Source organism: Collinsella aerofaciens, assembly GCF_028206795.1.
Classification (GTDB): Bacteria; Actinomycetota; Coriobacteriia; order Coriobacteriales; family Coriobacteriaceae; genus Collinsella; species Collinsella aerofaciens_AX.
In genome coordinates, this window is sequence record NZ_JAQLFJ010000012.1 from 24,924 (window position 1) to 46,794 (window position 21,871).

Annotated in this window: 17 protein-coding genes; 8 read left to right on the plus strand and 9 right to left on the minus strand. The window is 60.7% G+C overall.

The window, feature by feature from the left end:
* The first annotated feature begins 27 nt into the window (after positions 1–27).
* From PMX70_RS08360 to PMX70_RS08370, 3 genes are all read left to right on the plus strand, one after another.
* A complete protein-coding gene (locus tag PMX70_RS08360) occupies positions 28–804 on the plus strand; it encodes a radical SAM protein (protein WP_138339539.1) in 777 nt (258 codons plus the stop codon).
* A gap of 160 nt (positions 805–964) precedes the next feature.
* Positions 965–1,852, plus strand: coding sequence for a type I methionyl aminopeptidase (map, locus tag PMX70_RS08365; protein ID WP_138339538.1), 888 nt, complete (start codon positions 965–967; stop codon positions 1,850–1,852).
* 129 nt (positions 1,853–1,981) lie between these two features.
* Positions 1,982–2,917, plus strand: coding sequence for a D-2-hydroxyacid dehydrogenase (locus PMX70_RS08370; protein WP_271743355.1), 936 nt, complete (start codon positions 1,982–1,984; stop codon positions 2,915–2,917).
* A gap of 257 nt (positions 2,918–3,174) precedes the next feature.
* Here the strand turns inward: PMX70_RS08370 and PMX70_RS08375 are convergent, their stop codons facing one another.
* Positions 3,175–4,560, minus strand: a complete 1,386-nt coding sequence (locus tag PMX70_RS08375) for a M18 family aminopeptidase (RefSeq protein ID WP_271743356.1) — start codon at positions 4,558–4,560, stop codon at positions 3,175–3,177.
* A 161-nt stretch (positions 4,561–4,721) separates the two neighbouring features.
* Between PMX70_RS08375 and PMX70_RS08380 the strand changes: the two genes are divergently transcribed.
* Together PMX70_RS08380 and PMX70_RS08385 are read left to right on the plus strand one after the other, a co-directional pair.
* A complete protein-coding gene (locus tag PMX70_RS08380; RefSeq protein WP_271743357.1) occupies positions 4,722–5,807 on the plus strand; it encodes a linear amide C-N hydrolase in 1,086 nt (361 codons plus the stop codon).
* A 139-nt stretch (positions 5,808–5,946) separates the two neighbouring features.
* Positions 5,947–7,026 (plus strand): 6-phosphofructokinase, encoded by a 1,080-nt coding sequence (locus PMX70_RS08385; protein ID WP_117736125.1) that lies wholly within the window; start codon positions 5,947–5,949, stop codon positions 7,024–7,026.
* Positions 7,027–7,712: 686 nt separating this feature from the next.
* On the opposite strand, the gene PMX70_RS08390 is transcribed toward PMX70_RS08385, so the two are convergent.
* The 6 genes from PMX70_RS08390 to PMX70_RS08415 form a co-directional block, all read right to left on the minus strand.
* Entirely contained in the window at positions 7,713–8,033 is a 321-nt protein-coding gene (locus PMX70_RS08390) for a hypothetical protein (protein ID WP_055286844.1), read from the minus strand.
* A 437-nt stretch (positions 8,034–8,470) separates the two neighbouring features.
* On the minus strand, positions 8,471–9,391 hold the full coding sequence (locus PMX70_RS08395) for a helix-turn-helix domain-containing protein (RefSeq protein ID WP_271743358.1): 921 nt from the start codon (positions 9,389–9,391) through the stop codon (positions 8,471–8,473).
* Positions 9,392–10,031: 640 nt separating this feature from the next.
* A complete protein-coding gene (locus PMX70_RS08400; protein WP_271743359.1) occupies positions 10,032–12,797 on the minus strand; it encodes an ABC transporter permease in 2,766 nt (921 codons plus the stop codon).
* Between the two features lie 5 nt (positions 12,798–12,802).
* Positions 12,803–13,504 (minus strand): ABC transporter ATP-binding protein, encoded by a 702-nt coding sequence (locus PMX70_RS08405; RefSeq protein WP_271743360.1) that lies wholly within the window; start codon positions 13,502–13,504, stop codon positions 12,803–12,805.
* A gap of 85 nt (positions 13,505–13,589) precedes the next feature.
* Positions 13,590–14,969 (minus strand): sensor histidine kinase, encoded by a 1,380-nt coding sequence (locus PMX70_RS08410; RefSeq protein ID WP_271743361.1) that lies wholly within the window; start codon positions 14,967–14,969, stop codon positions 13,590–13,592.
* 2 nt (positions 14,970–14,971) lie between these two features.
* Complete coding sequence (locus PMX70_RS08415) at positions 14,972–15,646, minus strand: response regulator transcription factor (RefSeq protein WP_271743375.1); 675 nt, start codon at positions 15,644–15,646, stop codon at positions 14,972–14,974.
* Between the two features lie 307 nt (positions 15,647–15,953).
* Between PMX70_RS08415 and PMX70_RS08420 the strand changes: the two genes are divergently transcribed.
* The 3 genes from PMX70_RS08420 to PMX70_RS08430 are packed head-to-tail and all read left to right on the plus strand — an operon-like array spanning position 15,954 to position 19,690.
* Positions 15,954–16,574, plus strand: a complete 621-nt coding sequence (locus PMX70_RS08420; RefSeq protein WP_271743362.1) for a hypothetical protein — start codon at positions 15,954–15,956, stop codon at positions 16,572–16,574.
* A 24-nt stretch (positions 16,575–16,598) separates the two neighbouring features.
* Positions 16,599–17,543: a glycosyltransferase gene (locus PMX70_RS08425; protein ID WP_271743363.1), complete on the plus strand. Its 945-nt coding sequence runs from the start codon at positions 16,599–16,601 to the stop codon at positions 17,541–17,543.
* Positions 17,543–19,690 (plus strand): ArnT family glycosyltransferase, encoded by a 2,148-nt coding sequence (locus PMX70_RS08430; RefSeq protein ID WP_271743364.1) that lies wholly within the window; start codon positions 17,543–17,545, stop codon positions 19,688–19,690. Before PMX70_RS08425 ends, PMX70_RS08430 begins: the two co-directional genes overlap by 1 nt.
* 87 nt (positions 19,691–19,777) lie before the next feature.
* Here the strand turns inward: PMX70_RS08430 and PMX70_RS08435 are convergent, their stop codons facing one another.
* Positions 19,778–20,356, minus strand: coding sequence for a methylated-DNA--[protein]-cysteine S-methyltransferase (locus tag PMX70_RS08435; protein WP_238022593.1), 579 nt, complete (start codon positions 20,354–20,356; stop codon positions 19,778–19,780).
* Between the two features lie 453 nt (positions 20,357–20,809).
* Complete coding sequence (locus PMX70_RS08440) at positions 20,810–21,835, minus strand: aspartate-semialdehyde dehydrogenase (RefSeq protein ID WP_117640200.1); 1,026 nt, start codon at positions 21,833–21,835, stop codon at positions 20,810–20,812.
* Positions 21,836–21,871 lie beyond the last annotated feature (36 nt).

The window sequence follows — 21,871 nt, forward strand, 5'->3', positions numbered from 1 at the left end:
CACAATTGTCTTGAGGAGCATATGCCTATGTCTACGTTTTTGAATGCCAGCCCCATCTTTGGGCCCGTTCGCAGCCGTCGCCTTGGTCTCTCGCTCGGCGTCAACATGATGCCGGCCAGCGGCAAAATCTGCACGTTCGACTGCATTTACTGCGAAAACGGCCTCAACGCCGAGCGCCCCTGCCATGAGCCGTACAACACGGCTGCCGTGGTACTCGACGCGCTCGAGGCAAAGCTGCGCGAGATGGCAGCCGAGGGCGAGCTCCCCGATGTGATCACCTTCGCAGGCAACGGCGAGCCCACCGCCGCACCGGAGTTTCCGCAGGCCATCGCCGGCGCCGTCGCGCTGCGCGACGAGCTTGCCCCAAACTCCAAGATCGCCGTGCTCTCCAACGGCACGCGCGCCGACCGCCCCCAGGTGCACGACGCGCTCATGATGGTCGACGACAACATCCTCAAGCTCGATACCGTCGACCCGACGTTTATCCAGCTGCTCGACCAGCCTGTTGGCCCCTACGACGTCGAGCACCAGATCGAAACGTTCGCAAGCTTTGACGGTCACGTTATTATCCAGACGATCTTTTTGACCGGCGAGTATCAGGGCAAGCTCATCGACAACACCGGCGAGGAGTACGTTGCCCCCTGGCTCGCGGCGCTTGAGCGCATTCGCCCACAAGAAGCGACCATCTACACGGTAGCGCGCGAGACACCGGTCGCCGGCCTTGCCAAAGCGGCGCCCGAGGTGCTCGACGCCATTGCTGCGCGCGTGCGCGTCCTCGGCATCCCTTGCCAGGTGAGCTACTAGCAAAACCACGCAGCAGCTAGTGCCCGCCATCCCGCTCCATCAGTTGCGGTGATATAGTTCCTATTTATGCTGTTAAACCGCTTAAATCGGAACTATATCACCGCAACTTTTATGGACGCGTGGGTGGGCTATACTAGCTGCGGATGAAAGGAAGTTAGCCATGTATGACAAAGGACCCGTGCCTGGCCGCAACGACGCTTGCTGGTGCGGCAGCGGCAAGAAATACAAGAAATGCCATAGCGCCTTTGATGAGCGCCTCGAGCGCTTGTGGGAAGAGGGCTGGGAGGTTCTGCCTCGCACGCTCTACAAGACACCCGCCGATATCGAGGGCATCAAGCGCTCGGCCGCTATCAACGTGGGCGTGCTCGATTACGTAGGCGAACACATCGCCGCGGGCATGACCACCAACCAGATCGACCAGATGATCTACGACTACACCGTTGAGCACGGCGGCACGCCGGCCGACCTCAACTACGAGGGCTATCCCAAGAGCGTGTGCACCTCGATCAACGACGTCGTCTGCCACGGTATCCCCTGCGATGCGGATGTGCTGCACGAGGGCGACATCATCAACGTGGACTGCTCCACGATCCTGGACGGTTACTTTAGCGACTCGAGCCGCATGTTCTGTATCGGCGAGGTCTCGGCCGAGCGCCAGCGCCTGGTCGACGTCACCCGCGCCAGCGTGGAGGCGGGCCTGACAGCCGTCAAGCCATGGCTGCCGTTGTCCGTGATGGCCGAGGCCGTGCAAAAGACGGTCGAGGACGCCGGCTTTAGCGTGGTGCGCGAGTACGGTGGACACGGCATCGGTAAGGAGTTCCACGAGGACCCGTTTGTGGGCTTTACCACCGAGGCGCCCGATGTGGACACCATCATGGCTCCGGGCATGGTCTTTACCATCGAGCCCATGGTCAACGCCGGAGCGCCCGACATCAAGATCAGCAAGGGCGACGGTTGGTGCGTGCGTACCAAGGACGGCAGCGATTCGGCCCAGTGCGAGGTACAACTCGTGGTGACCGAGGATGGTTACGAGCTGCTGAGCTGGTAGCCGTGGATACGCCGGATGCTGACGGGCACGCTCGTCTTGCATCAGGCGTTTTATTTAAACGTTTTGCCTGATAAAACCTGCCAAAATAAACCTGTCCCTTTTTGGCAAGTCGAGCGGAGAGGACCGCTAGTGAACATCCTGGTTTTGCTGCCCGTCAATGACCGCCATCGCGCAATTCTTGAGTCGAGTGCTCCGGGCGAGGACTTTATCTACACGAGCGCCGACGCCGCCACGCACGAGCAGGTCGCCGATGCCGACGTGATCTTGGGCAACATAGACCCTGCCTTGCTTACCGCATGCGAGCATCTCCAGCTGTTGCAATTGCAGACCGCCGGCTATGACGATTACTTGGCCGCCGGCACCGTGCCGGCTGAAGCCAAGCTGTCTTGCTCGATCGGCGCCTACGGTCAGGCCGTGAGCGAGCACATGTTTGCCATGGTCCTTTCCATGATGAAGCGCCTGCCCGGCTACCAGGACCTGCAGCGCGAGCATCGCTGGGAGGATTTGGGGCCGGTCACCTCGCTCAAAAACGCCAATGTGCTGGTGCTGGGCGCGGGCGACATTGGCGGCCACTTTGCCACGCTCTGCCGCAACATGGGTGCGCACGTCCGCGGCATCAAGCGCCACCCGCTCGTCTACCCCATTGTGTTTGAGGACATGGACAGTATGGATGCCCTGTCCGAGCGCCTGGCCGAGGCTGACATCGTCGCATCCTTTATGCCCAGCACACCCGAGACCCGCGGCCTGGCGAACGCCGAGTTCTTCGCCGCGATGAAACCGGGCGCCTTCTTTGCCAACGGCGGCCGCGGCGACCTTGTGGTCGCCGACGACTTGGTTGCCGCCCTGGAGTCGGGACATCTCGCCGGCGCCGCGGTCGACGTCACCGACCCCGAACCGTTGCCTGAAACAAGCCCACTGTGGGATGCGCCCAACATGCTCATCACGCCACACGTCTCCGGCTGGTTCCACCTAGCCGCCACGCTCAACAACGTTGTCGACATCGCCGCAGAGAACCTGCGTCACCTGCAAGCCGGCGAAACTTTACGTTGTTGGATCGAGCACTAATCTTGTTCCGCCGTTCTAACGAACGGCGGACCGGTCGACGCTGCGCGCCGCCCAGAGCGACAATTTGCCATTCAAAAGGCGAGGCACGACCAGAAGGTCAATGCCTCGCCTTTTTCATGCCGACTTGTTCGCTCTGGACATCGCTCGCTGACGTTTGCCCAACCTGCGGTGTCATAACAATTCTGTCCAGCTGTTGGCATTGAGGCATTTTCCCAGATAAAACCTGCCAAAATGAACCTGTCCCTTTTTGGTAGGTTTTAGAGCTCCACGCTTTCGGCGCCGTTGATGGTTAGGTTTCGCTCGTAGAAGGCGGTGAGGGCGCGGATGGCGTACATCACGTCGCGCACGCCGCCGGTCTCGTAGCTCGAGTGCATGGCCAGCTGCGGCAGGCCCACGTCCACGGCATGCATGCTCGCCTGCATGTTCGACAGGTTGCCGAGCGTGGAGCCACCCGCCATATCACTCTTGTTGGCGAAGGCCTGCGTGGGTACGTCGGCGTCATCGCAAATAGCCTGGAACACCGCGCGGCTAAAGGCATCGGTGCAGTAGTGCTGGTTGGCGGCCTCCTTGATGACAATACCGCCGTTGAGCATCACCTGGTTGCGGGCGTCACACTTCTCGGCGTGGTTGGGGTGCACGGCATGCGCGTTGTCGCAGCTCACGAGCATCGAGGCGGCAAGTGCGCGATGGTACGACTCGTCGTCAAAGCCCAGCGATCCGTTGATGCGGCGCAGCGCGTCGGCCAAGAACGTCGACATGGCGCCCTGCTTGGTCTCGGAGCCAACCTCCTCGTTATCAAAGCAGCAGAAGACCGAGACGTCATGCGCGTTCTCGGCACCCAAAAATGCCTGCAGCGAGGTGTAGGCGCAGGCAAGGTCGTCGAGCTTGGGCGTCGAGATAAACTCGTCGGCCCAGCCCCAAATGCGCGCATCCTGACGATTGACCAGGAACAGATCGCGGCCCAGAATTTGCTCGGGCTCAACATCCAGCTCGTCGGCGATCAGGGCGTCAAAGTCGCCCTGCTTAAGGTCGCCAGCGCTGATGAGCGGGCACAGGTCAACGGCTCGGTTGGGAGCAAAGCCCTCGTTGACGCCGCGGTTCATATGGATGGCAAGGCTCGGAATAATAGCGACCTCGCGCTCGGTAGCGAGCAGACGGCTCTCGATGCGGTCGCCCTCGCGCACCAACACGCGGCCCGCGAGTGCCAACGGACGGTCGAACCAGGTGTAGTCGATCATGCCGCCGTAGGCCTCGGTGTTCAGGCGCAGCGTCTCGCCCGCGCCATCGAGCTCGGGCACGGCCTTGACCTTAAACGTCGGAGAATCGCTGTGCGACGCCGTGAGCTGGAAATGATAGTCGCCGGCAACGCCGTCCTCGCCCCACGTCGCGGCAAGGTCCTCGCCCACCTTAAAGGCAACAACGCTCGAGGTGTTGCGCTGCGTGTAATAGCGACCGCCCGGCTCGATGTCCCACGCCGCGTTCTCGGGCAGGTAGGTAAAGCCCGCCTCGTCGAGCTCGGCCATAATGGTCGCTGCCGTATGGAACATGCTGGGGCATGCCTCGATAAAGTCGATAAGGTCGTTGGCGGCCTCGATATCGTCGGCCGTCACATGCGCGTGCTCGGGCGTTTCCTGATCCGTCATGCTCTCCCCTTTCGCTGGGTTGATGGTCCCCTCCAGCATACCCCGCCACGCCAGTGCCGCACTCTTCATTCCGTGCTTAATTCCGCGCCGCTCACCAAGTTGAGCCATCATGCCCGCGCTCCCTTTGCGACAATTGCGCTAACAGGACGAGAGGAGCCGTCATGAAGCCACGTAACATTGCCATCGCCTGCGGTGTCGCGGGAGTCGCCGTCGGCCTTGCCGCTGCCACCGGTATCGTTTATCACAAGCAAATCAAGTCCGCCGCGTCGCTCAAACGCTTGACTGGCTACGCAGACGGCTATGACCTGTACGCAATCGACATCGCCTACGACTACAACCTTGACCGCATCATCGCAGCCGATGTGCGCGACGACCAGGCCTACATTGATGCCGTAGTGGCTCAGGTGCTGCCCGGTGTGCCGGCACATGTCCAGGCGCCCCAGTTTGCCTGCAGCGCTTTTGTCGCCGTAGATGCCGAAGGCCGCGTGCGCACCGGTCGCAATTACGACTTTAAGGACGACACCTCGGCGCTGCTGGTGCGCAATCACCCACGAGGTGGCTATACCTCCATCGGGTTTGCCGCCCTTAACAACCTGGGCGATAACACTCCGCTTGACTCCGTCGCCGGACGTGCCGCCGCACTCATGGGCCCGTTTGCCCAGCTCGACGGTGTTAACGAATGTGGCGTGTCCATTGCCGTGCTCACCCTGGATTCCAAACCCTGTGACCAGGACACGCAGCGCCCCGTCATCAACACTTCGCTCACCATCCGCCTTGTGCTCGACCGCGCGGCTACCACGCAGGAGGCCGTAGACCTGCTTTCTGCCTACGACATGCACGCCATGGCAGGACGCGATTACCACTTCTTTATCAACGACGCCTCCGGTGACGCGCGCGTAGTAGAGTGGGACCCGCGCGATCCGGACCGCGCTTTCAAAGCGACTCCTGTACGCCAGGTTACGAACTTCTATGCCTGCTATGGCGACGAAGTGCTGCCCAACCAAAAGAATGGCGAGCTGGGCCATGGTAAAGAGCGCGCCGTCGCAATCGCCGATGTCCTTGACGCCCACGCCGGCGCCCAAGACGAGACAGTCGCTTGGAAGGCCCTACGCGCTGCGGCGCAAGAGCCCAATCCGGAAGACATCACCAGCAACACGCAATGGTCGGTCGTCTTTGACAATACCGAACCCGCTGCCGCTATTACGCTGCGCCGCCACTGGGGCAACGTCGATGCCTTCGCACTGTAAGGAACCAGGCCCGTCGACCTTACGTTCCCTGACGTTGCTTACATTTCCATACGCTTGAGCTAACACGTTTTACCCCCGTATCAACAGTGTGCGGGGGTAAACTTATTCGCATGTTATAACTTGCCCGGAAGGATTCATCATGCTTAGGATCGGTCTTCTTACCAGTGGCGGCGACTGCCAGGCGCTCAACGCCACTATGCGCGGCATCGTCAAAACGCTTATGACCAATAGCGAAGAGCCTATCGAGATCTATGGTTTTGAGGACGGCTACCAGGGCCTTATCTACAGCAGATTCCGCGTCATGACGCCCGCCGATTTTAGCGGCATCCTTACTCGTGGCGGCACCATCCTGGGCACGAGCCGTACGCCGTTCAAGCGCCTGGACATTCCCGAGGCCGACGGCGTCGAAAAGGTGCCGGCGATGGTCCACACCTATCATAAGCTGCAGCTCGACTGCCTGTTTATGCTGGGCGGCAACGGTTCCACCAAGACCGCCAACCGCCTGCGCGAAGAGGGCCTCAACGTTATCGCCCTGCCCAAAACTATCGATAACGACACCTGGGGCACCGAGTTGACGTTTGGCTTTACGAGCGCCATCGACGTCGCCACCAAGTGCATCGACGACATCCACACCACCGCCTCGAGTCACGGCCGCGTGTTTGTCATCGAGATCATGGGCCACAAGGTTGGCTGGATTCCGCTGTACGCCGGCGTCGCGGGCGGCGCGGACGTCATTCTGATCCCCGAGATCCCCTACGACATGGATAACGTCATCAAGACCATCGAGCATCGTATGGAGACCGGCAGCCGCTTTACGATCGTAGCCGTCGCCGAGGGCGCTATCTCCAAGGAGGACGCGGCGCTGTCCAAGAAGGAGTACAAGAAAAAGCTCGCCGAGCGCACGAGTCCGTCGATTGTCTACGACATCGCCAAGGAGATCGAAGCCAAGACCGGTCGCGAGACCCGCGTCGCCATCCCCGGCCACACGCAGCGCGGCGGCCAACCCGACGCCCAGGACCGCATCTTTGCGACCCAGTGCGGCGTCGAGGCAGCACTGGGATGCCTGCGCGGCGAGTTTGGCTACATGATTGCCCTGCGTGACGGCAAGATGTGCCACATGCCGCTCGAGGATGTCGCCGGCAAGCTCAAGTATGTCGATCCCCAGAGCGACCTGGTACGCGAGGCCAAGGCGCTGGGCATCAGCTTCGGCGACGAATAGCCCCGGCTGGAACCGCCCCCATCGGAGGCCCCAGGGCTTACCTCCCAAATCGTCCTCGGACATGTCAGGACCCCGCCGTGCGCTTCGCGCGGCGGGGTCCTTCCGTCCTGCGGAAAGATTTGGGAGGTAAGCCTTGGGACCTCCTGCGGTAACCGGGGAGGCCGAGGCTATTCGTCTTCTTGCTGCAAGTGCCTGGGGTAGGATGCGGCGTGCATTTTTGGGAGTATTCAGCAGCCGAGGGTGCCTGCATACTGGATTTTGGGCGAGAGACAGGCGCCGCGGGCCGCATTCTGCAAAAAAATGAGCGGTCCTCGAGGCGCCGGAGCTCAAAGTCAGGCTTTCAATGCGCTTTTGTGCGCCCGCTCCCACACCCGCGGACTCCGGGATGCTGAATTCTCCGGAATTTGCACGCCGCCCCCTGGGTTACCCGTAGGCAAAAAGCAACCGCCCCGCCGAAATATGCAATCGGCAGGACGGTTTATGCAATTTAGTGGCTGTGGGCGCGTCGGTGGCTCGCTACAGCTTGAATCCCAGAACGGGTTACTCGGCGCTCTTAAAAGCGCCGAGTAACCCGCCAAAAAGGGACAGGTTCATCTTTGGCAGGTTAATCTGGGCAAACGCCGGACAACCATTAGGTGGCCCGGCGTTTGCCCCGCTTTGCTGGGGATGTCTGTCGTTCAGTGCTCTTACTGGCCAGTCCAGTGTTGCGCATAGCTTTTAATGTCTTCGGTAAAACCGTCAAGATCGTCGAGGGTAATCACGCTGTCGATAAGCAAATTGGCTATCTCGCGGTGCATTGTACTGCGGCGAAGGTCGTTCACCAGCACTCCTGAGGACAGCTTATCCCTATTGATACGCTCTTCTAGCGCCCAAAATCTACTGGACGCTTCGCTGTCGCCGTTCAGCATCTCAACGTACCGGCCGATGAGCTTTTCCATATAACGTTCTTGCCATTGAGGAAGCATTTTCTTAAACAGCTTCCAGTCGCTTTCGGCTACGTCGCGCATATGTTCTCCGCTCGTCAAACGGGCTTTCCATTTGCCTTTCATTCTATTTGGTTTTCGCTCGCAGGCGTGGATGAGAGGCTCTCTTCAGCCTTCGAGATTGAGCTTGAATGATCCGTTGCCACAAAATGGACCTATCTACTACGTTTGCTACCACACCCTCGACCATGACAAAGATTGTAAAAATAAAACCGCAGGTAGAAAGCTTGCCAGTTTTCGAAAAAGGCGGGTATGGTCGGCCCCTTCGGGCTAAACGTAGTAAATAGGCCCTTTTCTTGGCGCGCGGTCAGCTCAATGCTTATCTCCGTGCCGGAACTGACCCAATTGTTTGTTAGTTGCGGTGATATAGGGACTGTTTGGCGCTTTGGAGCCTCAAAACAGTCCCTATATCACCGCAACTTGGAAGGGACGGGCGGTGTCGGATGAGTGGCGCTGGCGGTTTAGGCCTGTTTGCGGTGCTTCCATTGTTTGCGGCACCAGTGCATAAGCGCTTTTACGATGGGAATCGTGATGAGGATGACCCATGCGGGATGGGGCTGTCCCAGGCAGAGCCACATGTAGAGGAACCAAGTTATGGCAGCTGCCGGGTAGACGGCGTCGACAAGCTTTGACAGATGACGTCGGTCGATGAAATCGCCAAGCGCGTAGTAGACGGGAATCAAAAAGACGAGGAAAAGTCCCGTAGTCCACACGCCGCAAATAATGCCGAGTGCCAGATAGGCGAGGGCGACAAGCACGGGAAAGGGGAACTTATTCCACGCGCGACCGAGCTTGGTGTGGAAATGCTTGCCATGATGGTCGAGCTTGTCGCGTGCCTCTTTCCAGCTGGAGAATTGTTCGCCGTCGATAACCACGGTGCCATCGGCATTGGTGTGCACGCTGTGCCCGTCGTCCTCTAGCGTGTCAATATGTACGCCGCCCGGCCCCACGTGCACCTCTTCACCCTTGCGGTCGTTGGTCACATGGATGCCGCTCCAGCCAACATGTACTTCCTCGCCTTTATTGGGATCAATGACGTGGATACCGCGCGCGAGGGAAATATCGACAAGTGGCTTGTCGCCGCAATCGGCGTGCTCGGCAGAATCCTCAGCCTCGTCAGCCACATCCGCTGTCTCGGTGTCGGCACTGCCGTCCTCAAGGTCGTCGGCATCGCTAGCCGCTTCCCCATACAACAGCTCGTCCAACGACACGCCATACAGTACGGCGAGCGCAATAAGGTTATCGGTATCGGGTGAGGATTCGCTGCGTTCCCATTTGCTGACAGCCTGGCGACTTACGCCAAGCTGAGCAGCAAGCGCCTCTTGGGAAAGACCGGCAGCTTTGCGGCGATCGACGAGGCGCTGTGCCATCGCAAGATCCATGACAGTTCCTTTCATGTGGCGACCGTAATCGAATGAGCCGAGTATGCCGAGAACAACCGGTAGCGACCACCATTTCTAGTTAGAATCTGCCCCAACCCTACCGCAACTACGAGTAGCAACCCCTAATGGCCTGCCATTTCATGACAAATGTCAGTACGCACAACAGCCAAGAACCCTCTCAATATGTTGCGGTGGAATAGTTCCTGTTTGGCATAGCAGAGCCATAAAACAGGAACTATTCCACCGCAACTTACTATCAGGCCACGCACCCGCAGAGTAGCTACGGGTGCCTAGGGTAGGATGCGGCGTGCATTTTTGGGAGTATTCAGCAGCCAAGGGTGCCTGCATACTGGATTTTGAGCGAAAGGCAGGCACCATGGGCCGCATCCTGTAAAAAACGAGCGGCTCTAGAGGCGTTGGGGCTCAGAATCGGGGCTTTCAGCGCAGTTTTGCACTCCCGCCCCCCGCGCCCGCGGACCCCGGGATGCTGAATACTCCGGAATTTGCACGCCGCCCCCTTGGGGTACCTGTGGACAAGTAGCAACCGCCCCGCCGGAATATGCATTCGACGGGGCGGTTTATGCAATAATGCGGATGTGGGTGCGTCGGTAGCTCGCTACAGCTTGAATCCCAGGACAGGTTACTCGGCACTCTTGAGGGCGCCGACCATGTCGATCTTATTGAGGGTACGATTGGTGGCGAGGTTGACGATAAACGTAAAGCCAAAGGAAAGCACCACGGCGAGCACGTAGCTTAGCGGCTCGACCTCAACATCAAAGTACAGCGACGGCATCTGCAAAATGTACGTAAAACTCTCGGCCAGCAAGCCGCCCAGTGGCACGCCCAGCGCGGCGCCAATTGCCGTGAGGATCAACGTCTCCTTGTTGACGTAGTGGTGCACCTCGCCACGGCGGAAGCCCAGCACCTTAATGGTCGCCAGCTCGCGCTCGCGCTCCGAAATGTTGGTGTTGGACAGCGTAAACACCACCACAAACGACAGGCACGCCGCCATAAAGGTCACGAGCACCACGACAGAATTGATAATCGTAAAGTTCGCCTCGTAGTTCTGCCAATGTTCGGCCGTGCTCGAGATGGTGAGCCAACCGTCGCTCTTAATCTTCTTGCTAAACGCAATCTGGTCAGAAGATGAGCCCTTAAGCAGCACAAAGACGCCGTTAAGGCGCACGCTTCGACCGAACGCGCGCTCATAGGTGCCCTGCGTCATATAAAGCGTATTGCCCAGATAGTTGAGCGAGATGTCGCTAACCTTGACCTTAGCGACGTTGAGTGACGAATCCTGGACGTGCGCCGTGTCGCCCGGCTTGATTCCCAGCACCAGCTGCGAGCTCTTGCTTAAATACACGTCCCCGTCACGCAGGGCGAGCGGTTCTTTGGACTCATCCTCCAGGCGCACGTAATCGCCCAAGTCACCCGTGCGGTCATCGGGCACCACGATCAGCTGCACGGTCTCGCTCTTGCCGCCAAATGTAAAGGTGACGTTGTCGGTCATAATCGGCAGCGTCGAAGTCACGGTCACGCTGGAATCATTGGCCGCGCTGCGCTCATCCAATGCCGCGCACGTCTGCGAAAAATCGTCGGGATTGGCGACCGCCAGCAGATCGTAGCGTGTGATGTGGCCGTACTGCTTGGGCGAAAGCGCGACCGACGTGTCGCGAATACCCATGCCGCAGATCACAAGCGCGGTGCAACCCGCGATGCCGAAGATGGTCATAAAGGCGCGCTTTTTGTAGCGGAACAGGTTACGCGCCGCCACCTTGTTCAAAAAGCCCATGCGGCGCCAGATAAAGCCGATGCGCTCGAGCAAGATGCGCGAGCCAGCGCGCGGGGCCTTGGGGCGCATGAGCGAGGCAGGGGTCTCGACCATCTCGTGGCGGCAGGCGATAATCGTGGCGCCCACCACGCCCACGGCAAACAGCGCCACCGAAACGATCGAGGACACGATGTCGTACGAAAGCAGCATCTGGGGCAGCGAGTACATGTCGTCGAACACCGTAAACAGGAACAGCGGCAGGCCCACAAATCCGATGATGTTACCGAGCACGCCGCCGATCAGACAAGCCCACAGCGCGTAGTCCACGTATTTGGACAGGATGCGCCCGCGCGAATAACCGAGCGCCTTATACAAGCCGATGAGTGTGCGCTCCTCCTCGACCATACGCGTGGCGGTGGTAAGGCTGATGAGCACGGCGACGATAAAGAAGATGAACGGGAACACCGTGGCGATAGCCTCAATTGACGAGCTATCGCTCTCCACGCTCGAGTAGCTTGCGATATTGCCGCGGTCCTGGATGTACCAGGTGCATTCGCCCAGATCGGAAAGCTCGGCGCGGGCATCGGCAAACTGCTGGTCGGCGGCGGCGCGACGCTGATCCAGGTCGGTCTGCGCTTGCACGCGCTCCTCACTGCCCTCTGCCATGCGGTTGATGTTATCCTGCTCGATCCCAAAGACCATATGCGCCTGACGCTCAGCCGCGTCCAAGCTCGCCGGCGTGTCGACTGTCAGCTCCTGAGCGCGCGCCTTCTCACGCTCCTCGCGAATCTTCTCGATATTGCCCTTGACCTTGTTGATCTTTACCGCGTAGGCATCCGAATAGGAGTTGAGGCTCTTGGCTCCCTCGACGATCACGTGGACCGCAGAGTAGGAAGAAGATGTCGCGGCGTCCTCGCTCACATAGAACTTATAGTCCGCCGCCGAAGCAGCGCGAAAGGCGTTGACTGTCGAGTCGGAGCTCACATCAGTGGGATCGAGGACCTCGGCCGTAATGGTGTAATCGCCCGCGGCAAACTGATCCTTGGCGCTTTGGTTCGACGAACTCGCGTCATTGGCGGCAAAACTCACCGTATCGCCGAGCTTTTTGTCCGAAGCCTTCAGGAACTTCGAAGTCACCGCGACTTCATCGGCGCTCTCGGGCAAATCGCCGTTCACGAGCACCGGCTGATCGATGTTCTCCTTGGAAAGACTTTGCACGACCACGCGCTCGCGCGTTGTGCCCACGGCGGTGTAGGCGGTCTCGGTGTAGATGCCCTCGGCCGTTTCGACGCCATCGACCTCTTGGATGGCGTCGAGATCATCGTCGGTCAGGCCATAGGTCGACTGCACGTTAATGTCATAGACATTTTGCTGGTCGAAGTAGGCATCAACCGAATCGCACAGGTCCTCGCAACCCGCCTTAAGGCCGCACATCACGCTCACGCCAAGCGCGGTGATGACCACGATTGACAAGAAGCGCTTAAGACTGCCTCGGATTGTGCGGTAGATGCCACGGCGAAAAACCGTCGGCACCATATCGTTTGAGCTTTGGGCAGTGCGGTAGGTCGTAAAATCCTGCTCGCGCTCCGTGTTCTGTGCGTCGCGGCGTAGGCTGTTTTGGCGGTCCTGGTCCATGGGCGCTACCACTCGATCGTCTCGATAGGCACGGGATTTTGCTGGACCGTCTCGCTCTCCACACGACCACTCTTAAAGCGAATCAGGCGATCGGCCATGGGCGCGAGCGCGGAGTTGTGCGTGATGATGATGACCGTAATGCCCTGCTTGCGGCAGGTATCCTGCAGCAGCTGCAAGATCTGCTTACCGGTTTTATAGTCGAGCGCGCCCGTGGGCTCGTCGCACAGGAGCAGCTTGGGGTTCTTTGCCAGTGCGCGGGCAATGGACACGCGCTGCTGCTCGCCGCCCGAAAGTTGCGCGGGGAAGTTGGCGAGGCGCTCGCCCAGGCCAACCTGACGAAGCGTTTGCTCGGCATCGAGCGAATCGGGGCAAATCTGTGCCGCGAGCTCGACGTTTTCGAGCGCCGTCAGGTTGGGGACCAGATTGTAGAACTGGAAGACAAAGCCAACGTCGGCGCGGCGGTATTCCACGAGCTGCACCTCGTTAGCGGAGCTCACATCGCGCCCGTCCACCGTCACGGTGCCGGAAGTTGCCGTGTCCATGCCGCCCAAGATGTTGAGCGCCGTCGTTTTACCGGCACCCGAAGCGCCCAAGATAATGGCGAGCTCACCGCGCTCGACCGTAAAGCTCGCGCCGTCGAGCGCGTGGATGCGAGCGTCTCCCTCACCGTATGCTTTGATGACGTCTTTGAATTCGATATAGGCCATCGATTGGTTCCCATCTGGTCGGATAACTCTTTAGTATTACCCATTTCGCACCGACCAAAAAGGGACAGGTTCATTTTGGCAGGTTTTAGAGGTGAACGGTGAAGGTGATCTGGTTGCCGTGGCCGCAGACAGAAGCGCTCCCGTCATGGGCCTCGGCGATGGCTCGCACCACGGACAGGCCCACACCCGAGCCGCCTGTCTTGGAGCTACGCGAGACGTCTGCACGGTAGAAGCGGTCGAACAGCCGGTCCAGGTCGCCCTCGGGCAGCTCATCAACAGCATTCGATACGACAAGCTCGGCCGAGCCTTTGCCTGCACCGCGCGAAACGGCGCGCAGGCTCAGCTCGATCACGCTGTCCTCGCTTGCGTAGCGTGTGGCGTTGTCCAGCAGCAGCTCAACAACCTGCGCCACTGCCGCGGCATCGGCATGGGCCCGCACGCCACTCGCAATCGACGTCGACAGACGCTTGCCGCGCGAAACCGCCACCGACTCAAACGGCGCCGCCGCCTTGTCCACAGTCTCCGAAAGATCGATCGATGTCATAGTAAAGCCCGCCGAGCCCTCGTCCATGCGAGCCAAAAATACCAGACGCTCCGTGAGCGCCGTCAACCGTGCAACCTGTTCGTGAATGCTCTGCGTCCACTCGCTCTCGCCGCTCTCAATTTCCTGTACCTCGTTAGCGGCGTCGATCACGGCCAACGGCGTCTTGATCTCGTGGCTTGCATCGGTAATAAAGCGCTTTTGCTTGCTGTAGCTCTCGACCATCGGTCGAATCACCGCGCCCGAGGCACCCGCCACAATTGCCAGCACCGCCAGCCAGCCAATGCAACTGATTGCCACGCTCGCGCTCAAAAACGAATGAAAGCTTGCAAGCTCACGCGAGCAGTCCACGAACACATAGGTGGTCTCGTCGCCCTGAACCGTAACCGTATAGCGGTAGTTACCAGAAAAGCCCGAGGTCCAACCCTTGGAATATAGTCCTGCAGCGATGCGTGCAGCACGCTTGGCGCCCACCGCGGCAATGCGGGCCGTGTTGACATCGGTCACCCGTCCGGCGGCAATCGTCACCGTAAAGTAGCGCGTGTCGAAGGGAGACTCCGCCGTCATGCCTTCAAAATGCCCGTCGCGAATGGCCGCCCGGTTACCGGTAGCAACCTTGCCGGCAACCGCATCCTGACCGGGACCGGTCTTAGGCTCGTCCTCCCCATCAATGCCATCCTTGCCTGCCAAGATATAGTCCAGGCGAGCATCGGCCATCTTGCAGATATGCGAGTAGTTGACGACGTTGATGCCGACAATAATGAGCGTAAGCACGACGGTCACGGCACCCATGGCAACCAAGATGAACTTGCGACGCAGGCGGCGACCCATTGCACTGGCAGCATCGGCGCGCTCCGGATTGCCCGAGTCCGCGCCCATGCCGAACTTTGCCGCCATGCGCTTCCACCACGCGCTCGCGCTCACGCTTATTCGCCTTCCTCGACAACCTCGAGCGAATAGCCCTGGTTGCGCGATGCGCGAATGGCCACGTCGGCACCAAGCGCCGTCAGCTTTTTACGCAGGTATGAGATGTAGACCCACACCACGTTGGCACCTTCGGGCGCGTCCTCGCCCCAAACCTCGAGCATCAGACGCTCGGTGGGCATGCGCGTCCCGGCGTTACGCATAAAGAGCTCCATAAGCTGAAACTCACGATTGGCTAGGTGTTCCTCGCCCAAGGGACCCACAAGCGTGCAAGCCGCCGTGTCGAGGCGCACGTTGCCCACGCTGAGCGTCGTGGCGTCAATTGCCGTCGCGGCACGCGTCATGGCACGGATGCGCGCGAGCAGCTCCTTGGCGGCAAACGGCTTAGTCAGATAGTCGTTGGCGCCGGCATCCAGGCCCTCGACCTTATCGGACACCTCGCTTTTTGCCGTGAGCATGATGATGGGCAGGCGTTTACCGGCTTCACGCGCGCGTTTGAGCACCTCGATGCCATCCATGCCGGGCATCATGATATCTAGGATTGCGGCGTCATAGTCGTTGGCGAGCAGATATTCGAGCGCCGTCAGACCATCGAGCGCGGTGTCGACCTCGTAGTCGCTATGTTGAAGAATCGCGGTAAGGGCGCGGGAGAGGCCGGGTTCGTCCTCGGCAAGCATCAGCTTCACAGTTGCTCCTTTGGCGCATGGAAATACAGGTTTCGATACTGCCGATGATAGCGCACCGAAAGCTGCCTTAGCGCAGCCTTAGCCGCTCAACCTGCATGTTTTTAAAAACGCTGGATAAGGCTTAGCCAAACTTAAGGCGCACATGCCGAGCGCCCGGACGCATACCGCCCGCGGTAGAACAGCTTTGTCACGAGGACAGCCATACCACCTCGCGACGGCATGTCGAGACCATGCCATCCCCTTTGATGCGGGAGCCGCCAACGCGGGCGGCTCCGCGCCTATCCGATTGGAGAACACTATGGGCAGCTTGTTCAACCGCAATACCGACGGTGTCACCGGCAGCGAGAGCGCCGAGCCCAATACGGCATCCCAACACGCAGCGAGCGATGTGCCTGCCACGGTCGTCAATCCGCTCTATGCGGGAGAGTCTGCTGGAGAGCACGCCATGTCCGCCGGCACGTCGGCGCCCGCTCCCGATACCCGCGCATATGTCGCCGAACCCGCCCCACAGCAGACGGTCTCCACCAAAGAGCACGACGACAAACAGCTCAGTCGCGCCGCCAACCTGCTCCTAGTCGCAACGCTTGCCGCCGTTTGTGGTCTCGCTGGCGGGCTTGCAGGTGGTGCCATCATGAGCACCGCGACCGGCGGATCGGCTCAGGCCGCACAGGGTGGCATGGGTGGCGGCCAGGGCGGCATGCAGAGCGGCGGGGCACCGAGCGCGGATGGCGTTACAAATAGCAGCGGCGATGGTGCCTCGGATGGTAGCGCTCCGAGTGGGCAGGAGCCCACGGGCACACCCGACGCGAGCGGTTCTGTCGATGGCTCGACCGATAGCAGCTCAACCGACGCCCCGGGCGATGCGCCTGCGGGCACGAGTGCCGACGACGGCACCTCGCAGACTTCCCTTTCCGCCTAGCCGCCTGAACAGAAAGGCACGATTATGACTAAGCCCGACATCATCGCGCAGGACACCCGCACCGTACCTGTAACTACGCAAAACCGCCCCGCGCCCGCAACCGCTCAACCACATGCTTCAGCGGCAACGGCACAGACCATCCAAAGCGAGCCCTCCCCTTCATCCATCCTCACCTGCGGCGAGCCGCGCGAAGTCGACTGCGACTTTGTCATCCCCGTCTTTAACGAGCAGGCCGAGCTCGGCTCCTCAATCATGCTGCTGATGGATCAGCTGCGCCAGATTTCGCTTCATGCCAAGTCGTTTACCTGGCAGATTGTGATTGCCGACAACGCCAGCAGCGACAAGACTTGGGAACTCGCCCGCATCCTCGCCTGCAAGTTTCCCTTTACACTCCGTGCCATCCGCATTCCCCAAAAGGGTCGCGGTCGTGCGCTCAAAATCGCATGGAGCACGTCCAAGGCCCGCGTGCGCGCCTATATGGATGTCGACCTCTCCACCGATATTCGGCAGATTCCCGAGCTTGTCGGCCCCATTCTGGACGGACGCGCCGACGTTTGCTTTGGCTCACGCCTGCTGCCAGCGTCGCGTGTGGAACGCTGTGTCAAACGCGAGCTTATCTCACGCTCGTATAACCGCATGCTGCAGAGCTACCTGAGCGTGCATTTTCACGATGCACAGTGCGGATTTAAGGCGATTTCTGCCGAGGCCGCAGACACACTGCTGCCGCTCATCCAGGACAACGAATGGTTCTTCGATACCGAGCTTTTGGTCCTGGCCGAACGCATGGGCATCGCATCGTGCGAGTTTGCCGTGCGCTGGAAGGAGGACCCTGGCACGACCGTGCATATCGTCGACACGGTGCGCAAGGACCTTGCCGGCATGAAGCGACTTAAGGCGAGCGAGGGACAGACGTGCCCCTCGCAGCCCGACGCATATCGTTATCCCCTCAAGCAGGCGGCGGATGCCTGATGAGCTTTGATACCCTTCGCCGATCAGCACATGTCTCGCAGGGGGCGCGCTCTCTTCGCCGCGAGCTGTGCGCGTCCTCGGCTCCATCGCTCGCCCCCGCCCGCGGCCCGATCGACTGGATCGCCGTTGCGCTGCTCATGCTTGCAGCCACATTCGTCTTCTTTTGGAACCTGACTGCCTCGGGCTATGCCAACGAGTTTTACAGCGCCGCGGCGCAGGCGGGCTCCAAGAACTGGGAGGCTTTCCTGTGGGGCAGCTTGGATGCCGGCAACGCCATCACCGTCGATAAACCACCCGCATCCATCTGGCTCATGGCGCTTTCGGTGCGCCTGCTGGGCTTGAGCTCGTTTGCGATCCTGCTGCCGCAGGCGCTCATGGGCGTGGTATGCACTTATCTGTTGTATGCCACCGTGCGCCGCGTGTGGGGCAACGCCGCGGGCATCGTGGCAGGCATCGTGTTTATCACCACGCCCGTCGCGGCCCTCATGTTTCGCTTTAACAACCCCGATGCCCTGCTTATCTTGCTTATGCTGGGTGCCGCCGTCTGCGTATTACGTGGGCTCGAACTGCCGGCGGACCGCCATGGCAACCGCGTACGCACCCGTTGGTACGCCGTGGCCGGGCTGTTGATCGGCTTAGGCCTTTTGACCAAACAGTTCCAAGTGCTTTTGGTGCTCCCCAGCTTTGGCCTGGCGATGTTGCTGCTTTCGCCCACGACCTGGCCGCGCCGCCTGCTTGACGCTGTCGTGGCACTCGGTGCCATGGTTGTCGGCGCCGGCTGGTGGGTAGCGCTCACCGTGCTAGTGCCGAGCGGCTCGCGCCCCTACTTTGGCGGCTCACAAACCGACTCGTTTATCGAACTTACCTTTAGCTACAACGGCCTGGGGCGCCTGACCGGCAACGAAACCGGTTCGGTCATCCCCGGAGCGTCCGAGGCGCTCAACGGCGCCAGCCAGGGCGGCATGTGGGGCGAAACTGGCCTGTTCCGTCTGTGGACGAGCGACTTTGGCGACCAGATCACCTGGCTCGCCCCCATCGCCTTCGCTGCCATTATTCTCGGCCTTATCGCCGCCACGCCCGCCAAAAAGGGACAGGTTTATTTTGGCAGGTTTTATCTGGACAAACGTGGGGGTGAGGCCGGTCTGGACACCGTTGCACGCATCCGCCGCGCTCAGGTTGTCATCTTTGGCGCCTGGCTTGTCGTGACATGGCTCGTTTTTAGCTTTATGGCCGGCATCTTCCACGCCTACTACACCGTGGCGCTCTCCCCCGCCATCGCGGTACTGGTCGCCATATGCGGCGCCAGCCTGCTTGCGCTGCACGACCGCCCCTGGATGCCGGGTGTCGCAGGATTCTTGATTGCCGTGACAAGCGCTTGGGACATGGCGCTGATATTACGCTCCGGCAGCTTTGCCTGTCTGGGCGTCTGCATCGGCGTGATTGGCGTGGTGGCAGGACTTGCACTCTGCATCATCGGCTTTTGGATACAGGATCGCTTGCCCGCGACATGGCCTTTGGCTCTGAAACACGGCGCCCGCGGCGTTGCGGCGATTGGCATCGTTGCCCTCTTAGCTGGGCCGATTGTTTGGACCGCCTGCACGATTTCGACCGGGCACACTGGCTCAATCGTCACGGCAGGACCCGGCGGCAGCATGGGCGGTGGCCCCGGCGGTGGTGGCCCCGGCGGCAACAGAGCGCAGGATGACGCCGACGGAACCGCGGCCGACGGTTCGTCCAGCGAAAGAGTCCCGGGCGGCGGCAACGGAGCTATGCCCGACGGCGGGTCTGGCCTGATCGGCGGCACGTCCGCCAACGACAGCCTGGTCGAGCTGCTCACACAAAATGCCAGTGGTTACCGCTGGGCAGCAGCGACCACGGGATCGCAAAACGCTGCGAGCTACCAGCTGGCAAGCGAGCTTCCCGTCATGGCCATCGGTGGCTTTAACGGATCGGATCCCGCGCCCACGCTCGATGAGTTCAAGGTCTACGTTGCCCAAGGCCTCATCCGCTACTACATCGCAAGCGGCGGCATGGGTGACGGTATGGGCGGCTCGAGCGCTGCAAGCGAGATCGCCGAATGGGTCGCTCAAAACTACACGGCCCAGACCATCGGCAACACAACCGTCTACGACCTGCAAGAGCAATAGGGGTTTCCTGCCGTTAAACAAAAGGCGCCGCGAAAGGACAGCGACTCGTCCCTTCGCGGCGCCTTCGTCATGCAAAGTGCCCTGGCGCTATTCCTCGTACGCGCCCTCGAGCCGAAGCAGCCACTCCTTGCGGTCAAGCCCGCCGGCATATCCGTTAAGCGAGCCGTCGGCGGCAACCACGCGATGGCACGGCACAATGATCGAAATAGGATTCCGCGCGACCGCGGCCCCCACGGCACGGGGAGACACAACAGGTGCTTCGTTTCCCGGTACACGATGTCGAGCCGCAACACGCTGGGCGATCTCACCATACGTAGCGACCTCGCCACGCGGGATAGAAAGCAGCTCAAACCAAACCTCACGCTGAAACGCCGTGCCAATCATATGCAACGGCGGCGTAAACCGAGGCTCCTGCCCCGCAAAATAAGCATTCAGCCAAGCCCAAGAACGCTCAAGCACCGAAGAAGCCGCGCCATTTGCCGGACTCACCGAAGACATCCCACCGGTACCAGAAACCGCATCGGCGCCTTCAACATGTTCGGGATCTTCTTTGAGAAGCGTGGAGCCAAAGTGCTCCTGCCCCTCAAACCAAAGCCCCGTCAAACCGCGGCCATCAGCGGCAAGCAGGATTTCGCCCAAAGGCGAAGCAAACGTCGTCGTGACCACCAGCGGCTCCTTTCAAAACTCCGCAACATAATACCGCGAATTGTGCAGACAACCCCAATCGGCCCCAAAGTCACCCAAGGCAGCAGGCGCGCAGCGCCGCAGCTGCCGCACGACCCCAAAGTCCCCGCAGGCAGCAGGCGCAACGCGCCGCAGCTGCCGGCCGCGCCCCACAGTCCCCAAAGGCGGCAGGCGCGAAGCGCCGAGGCCGCCGCCGGGACCAGAGCCCGCAACGACCACGTGCCCTCACATCAGCCTAGCGGCCCCAACCAACAACAGCCCCATCGCAGGCCGCTCGCAACAGCATCACCGCAGGCGGGGGCCGGGCTTAGTTTTCAGAACACTCCGCAGACCAGTGTGGCGCCTTGTCCGCGGCTCCGAAGGAGCAGGACAAGGCGCCACACATGGTCGAGGACGTTCTGAAAACTAAGCCCGGCCCCCGCCGGACAGGTCACACTACTCGCAGAGCAGCTTAGCGATCTGGACGGCGTTGGTTGCCGCGCCCTTACGGATTTGGTCGCCGCAGCACCAGAAGGTGATGCCACGCGCGGCCTCGGGGTTCGAGATGTCGCGACGCACGCGACCGACCCAGATCAGGTCTTGGTCGGACGTATCCATCGGCATGGGGAAGCGATCGTGCGCATCCTCAGCGCTCATGTCGTCAACCAGTTTCACGCCCGGCGCGGCAGCCAGCGCAGCACGGGCCTCCTCGACCGTAATGTCGCGCTCGAACTCGAGCGTAATGCTCTCGGAGTGCGAGCGCAGCACGGGCACGCGCACGCAGGTGCAGTTCACGCGCAGCTCGGGCAGGTGCATGATCTTGCGGCCCTCGTTTTGCAGCTTCATCTCCTCGGAGGTAAAGCCCTCCTCCTTGACGCCGCCAATCTGCGGAATCAGGTTACTCGCGAGCTGGGCGGCAAATGCGCGCGGCTCGGGAATCTCCTCGCCACGGCCCAGAGCGGCCAGCTGAGCCTCGAGCTCGGCCATACCGGGAGCGCCAGCACCCGAAGCCGCCTGGTACGTCGAGACGATCATGCGCTTCACGCCGGCGAGCTGATGCAGCGGCCACGTGGGAACCAGGCCGATAATGGTCGCGCAGTTGGGGTTGGCGATCAGGCCGTGGTGCCACTTGATGTCGTCGGCATTGATCTCGGGCACGACCAGCGGTACCTCGGGATCCATACGGAAGGCATGGCTGTTGTCGACCACGACGGCGCCGCGCTTGACGGCCTCGGGCAGTAGCTCCTTCGCGATGTCGTCGCCGGCGGCTCCAAGCACAATGTCACAGCCCTCAAAGGCCTCGGGACAAGCCTCTTCGATCACGATCTGCTCGCCGCGGAACTCGACGGTCTTGCCCGCGGAGCGTGCACTTGCCAGCAGCTTGAGCTTGCCAACCGGGAACTCCTGCTCGTTGAGGCACTCGAGCATCTGGGTGCCCACGGCTCCCGTCGCGCCCAAAATAGCAACCGTGTACTGTTTCATGCTTCCCCCTTTAAAGGTTGTGGCTTTTGCCCGCAC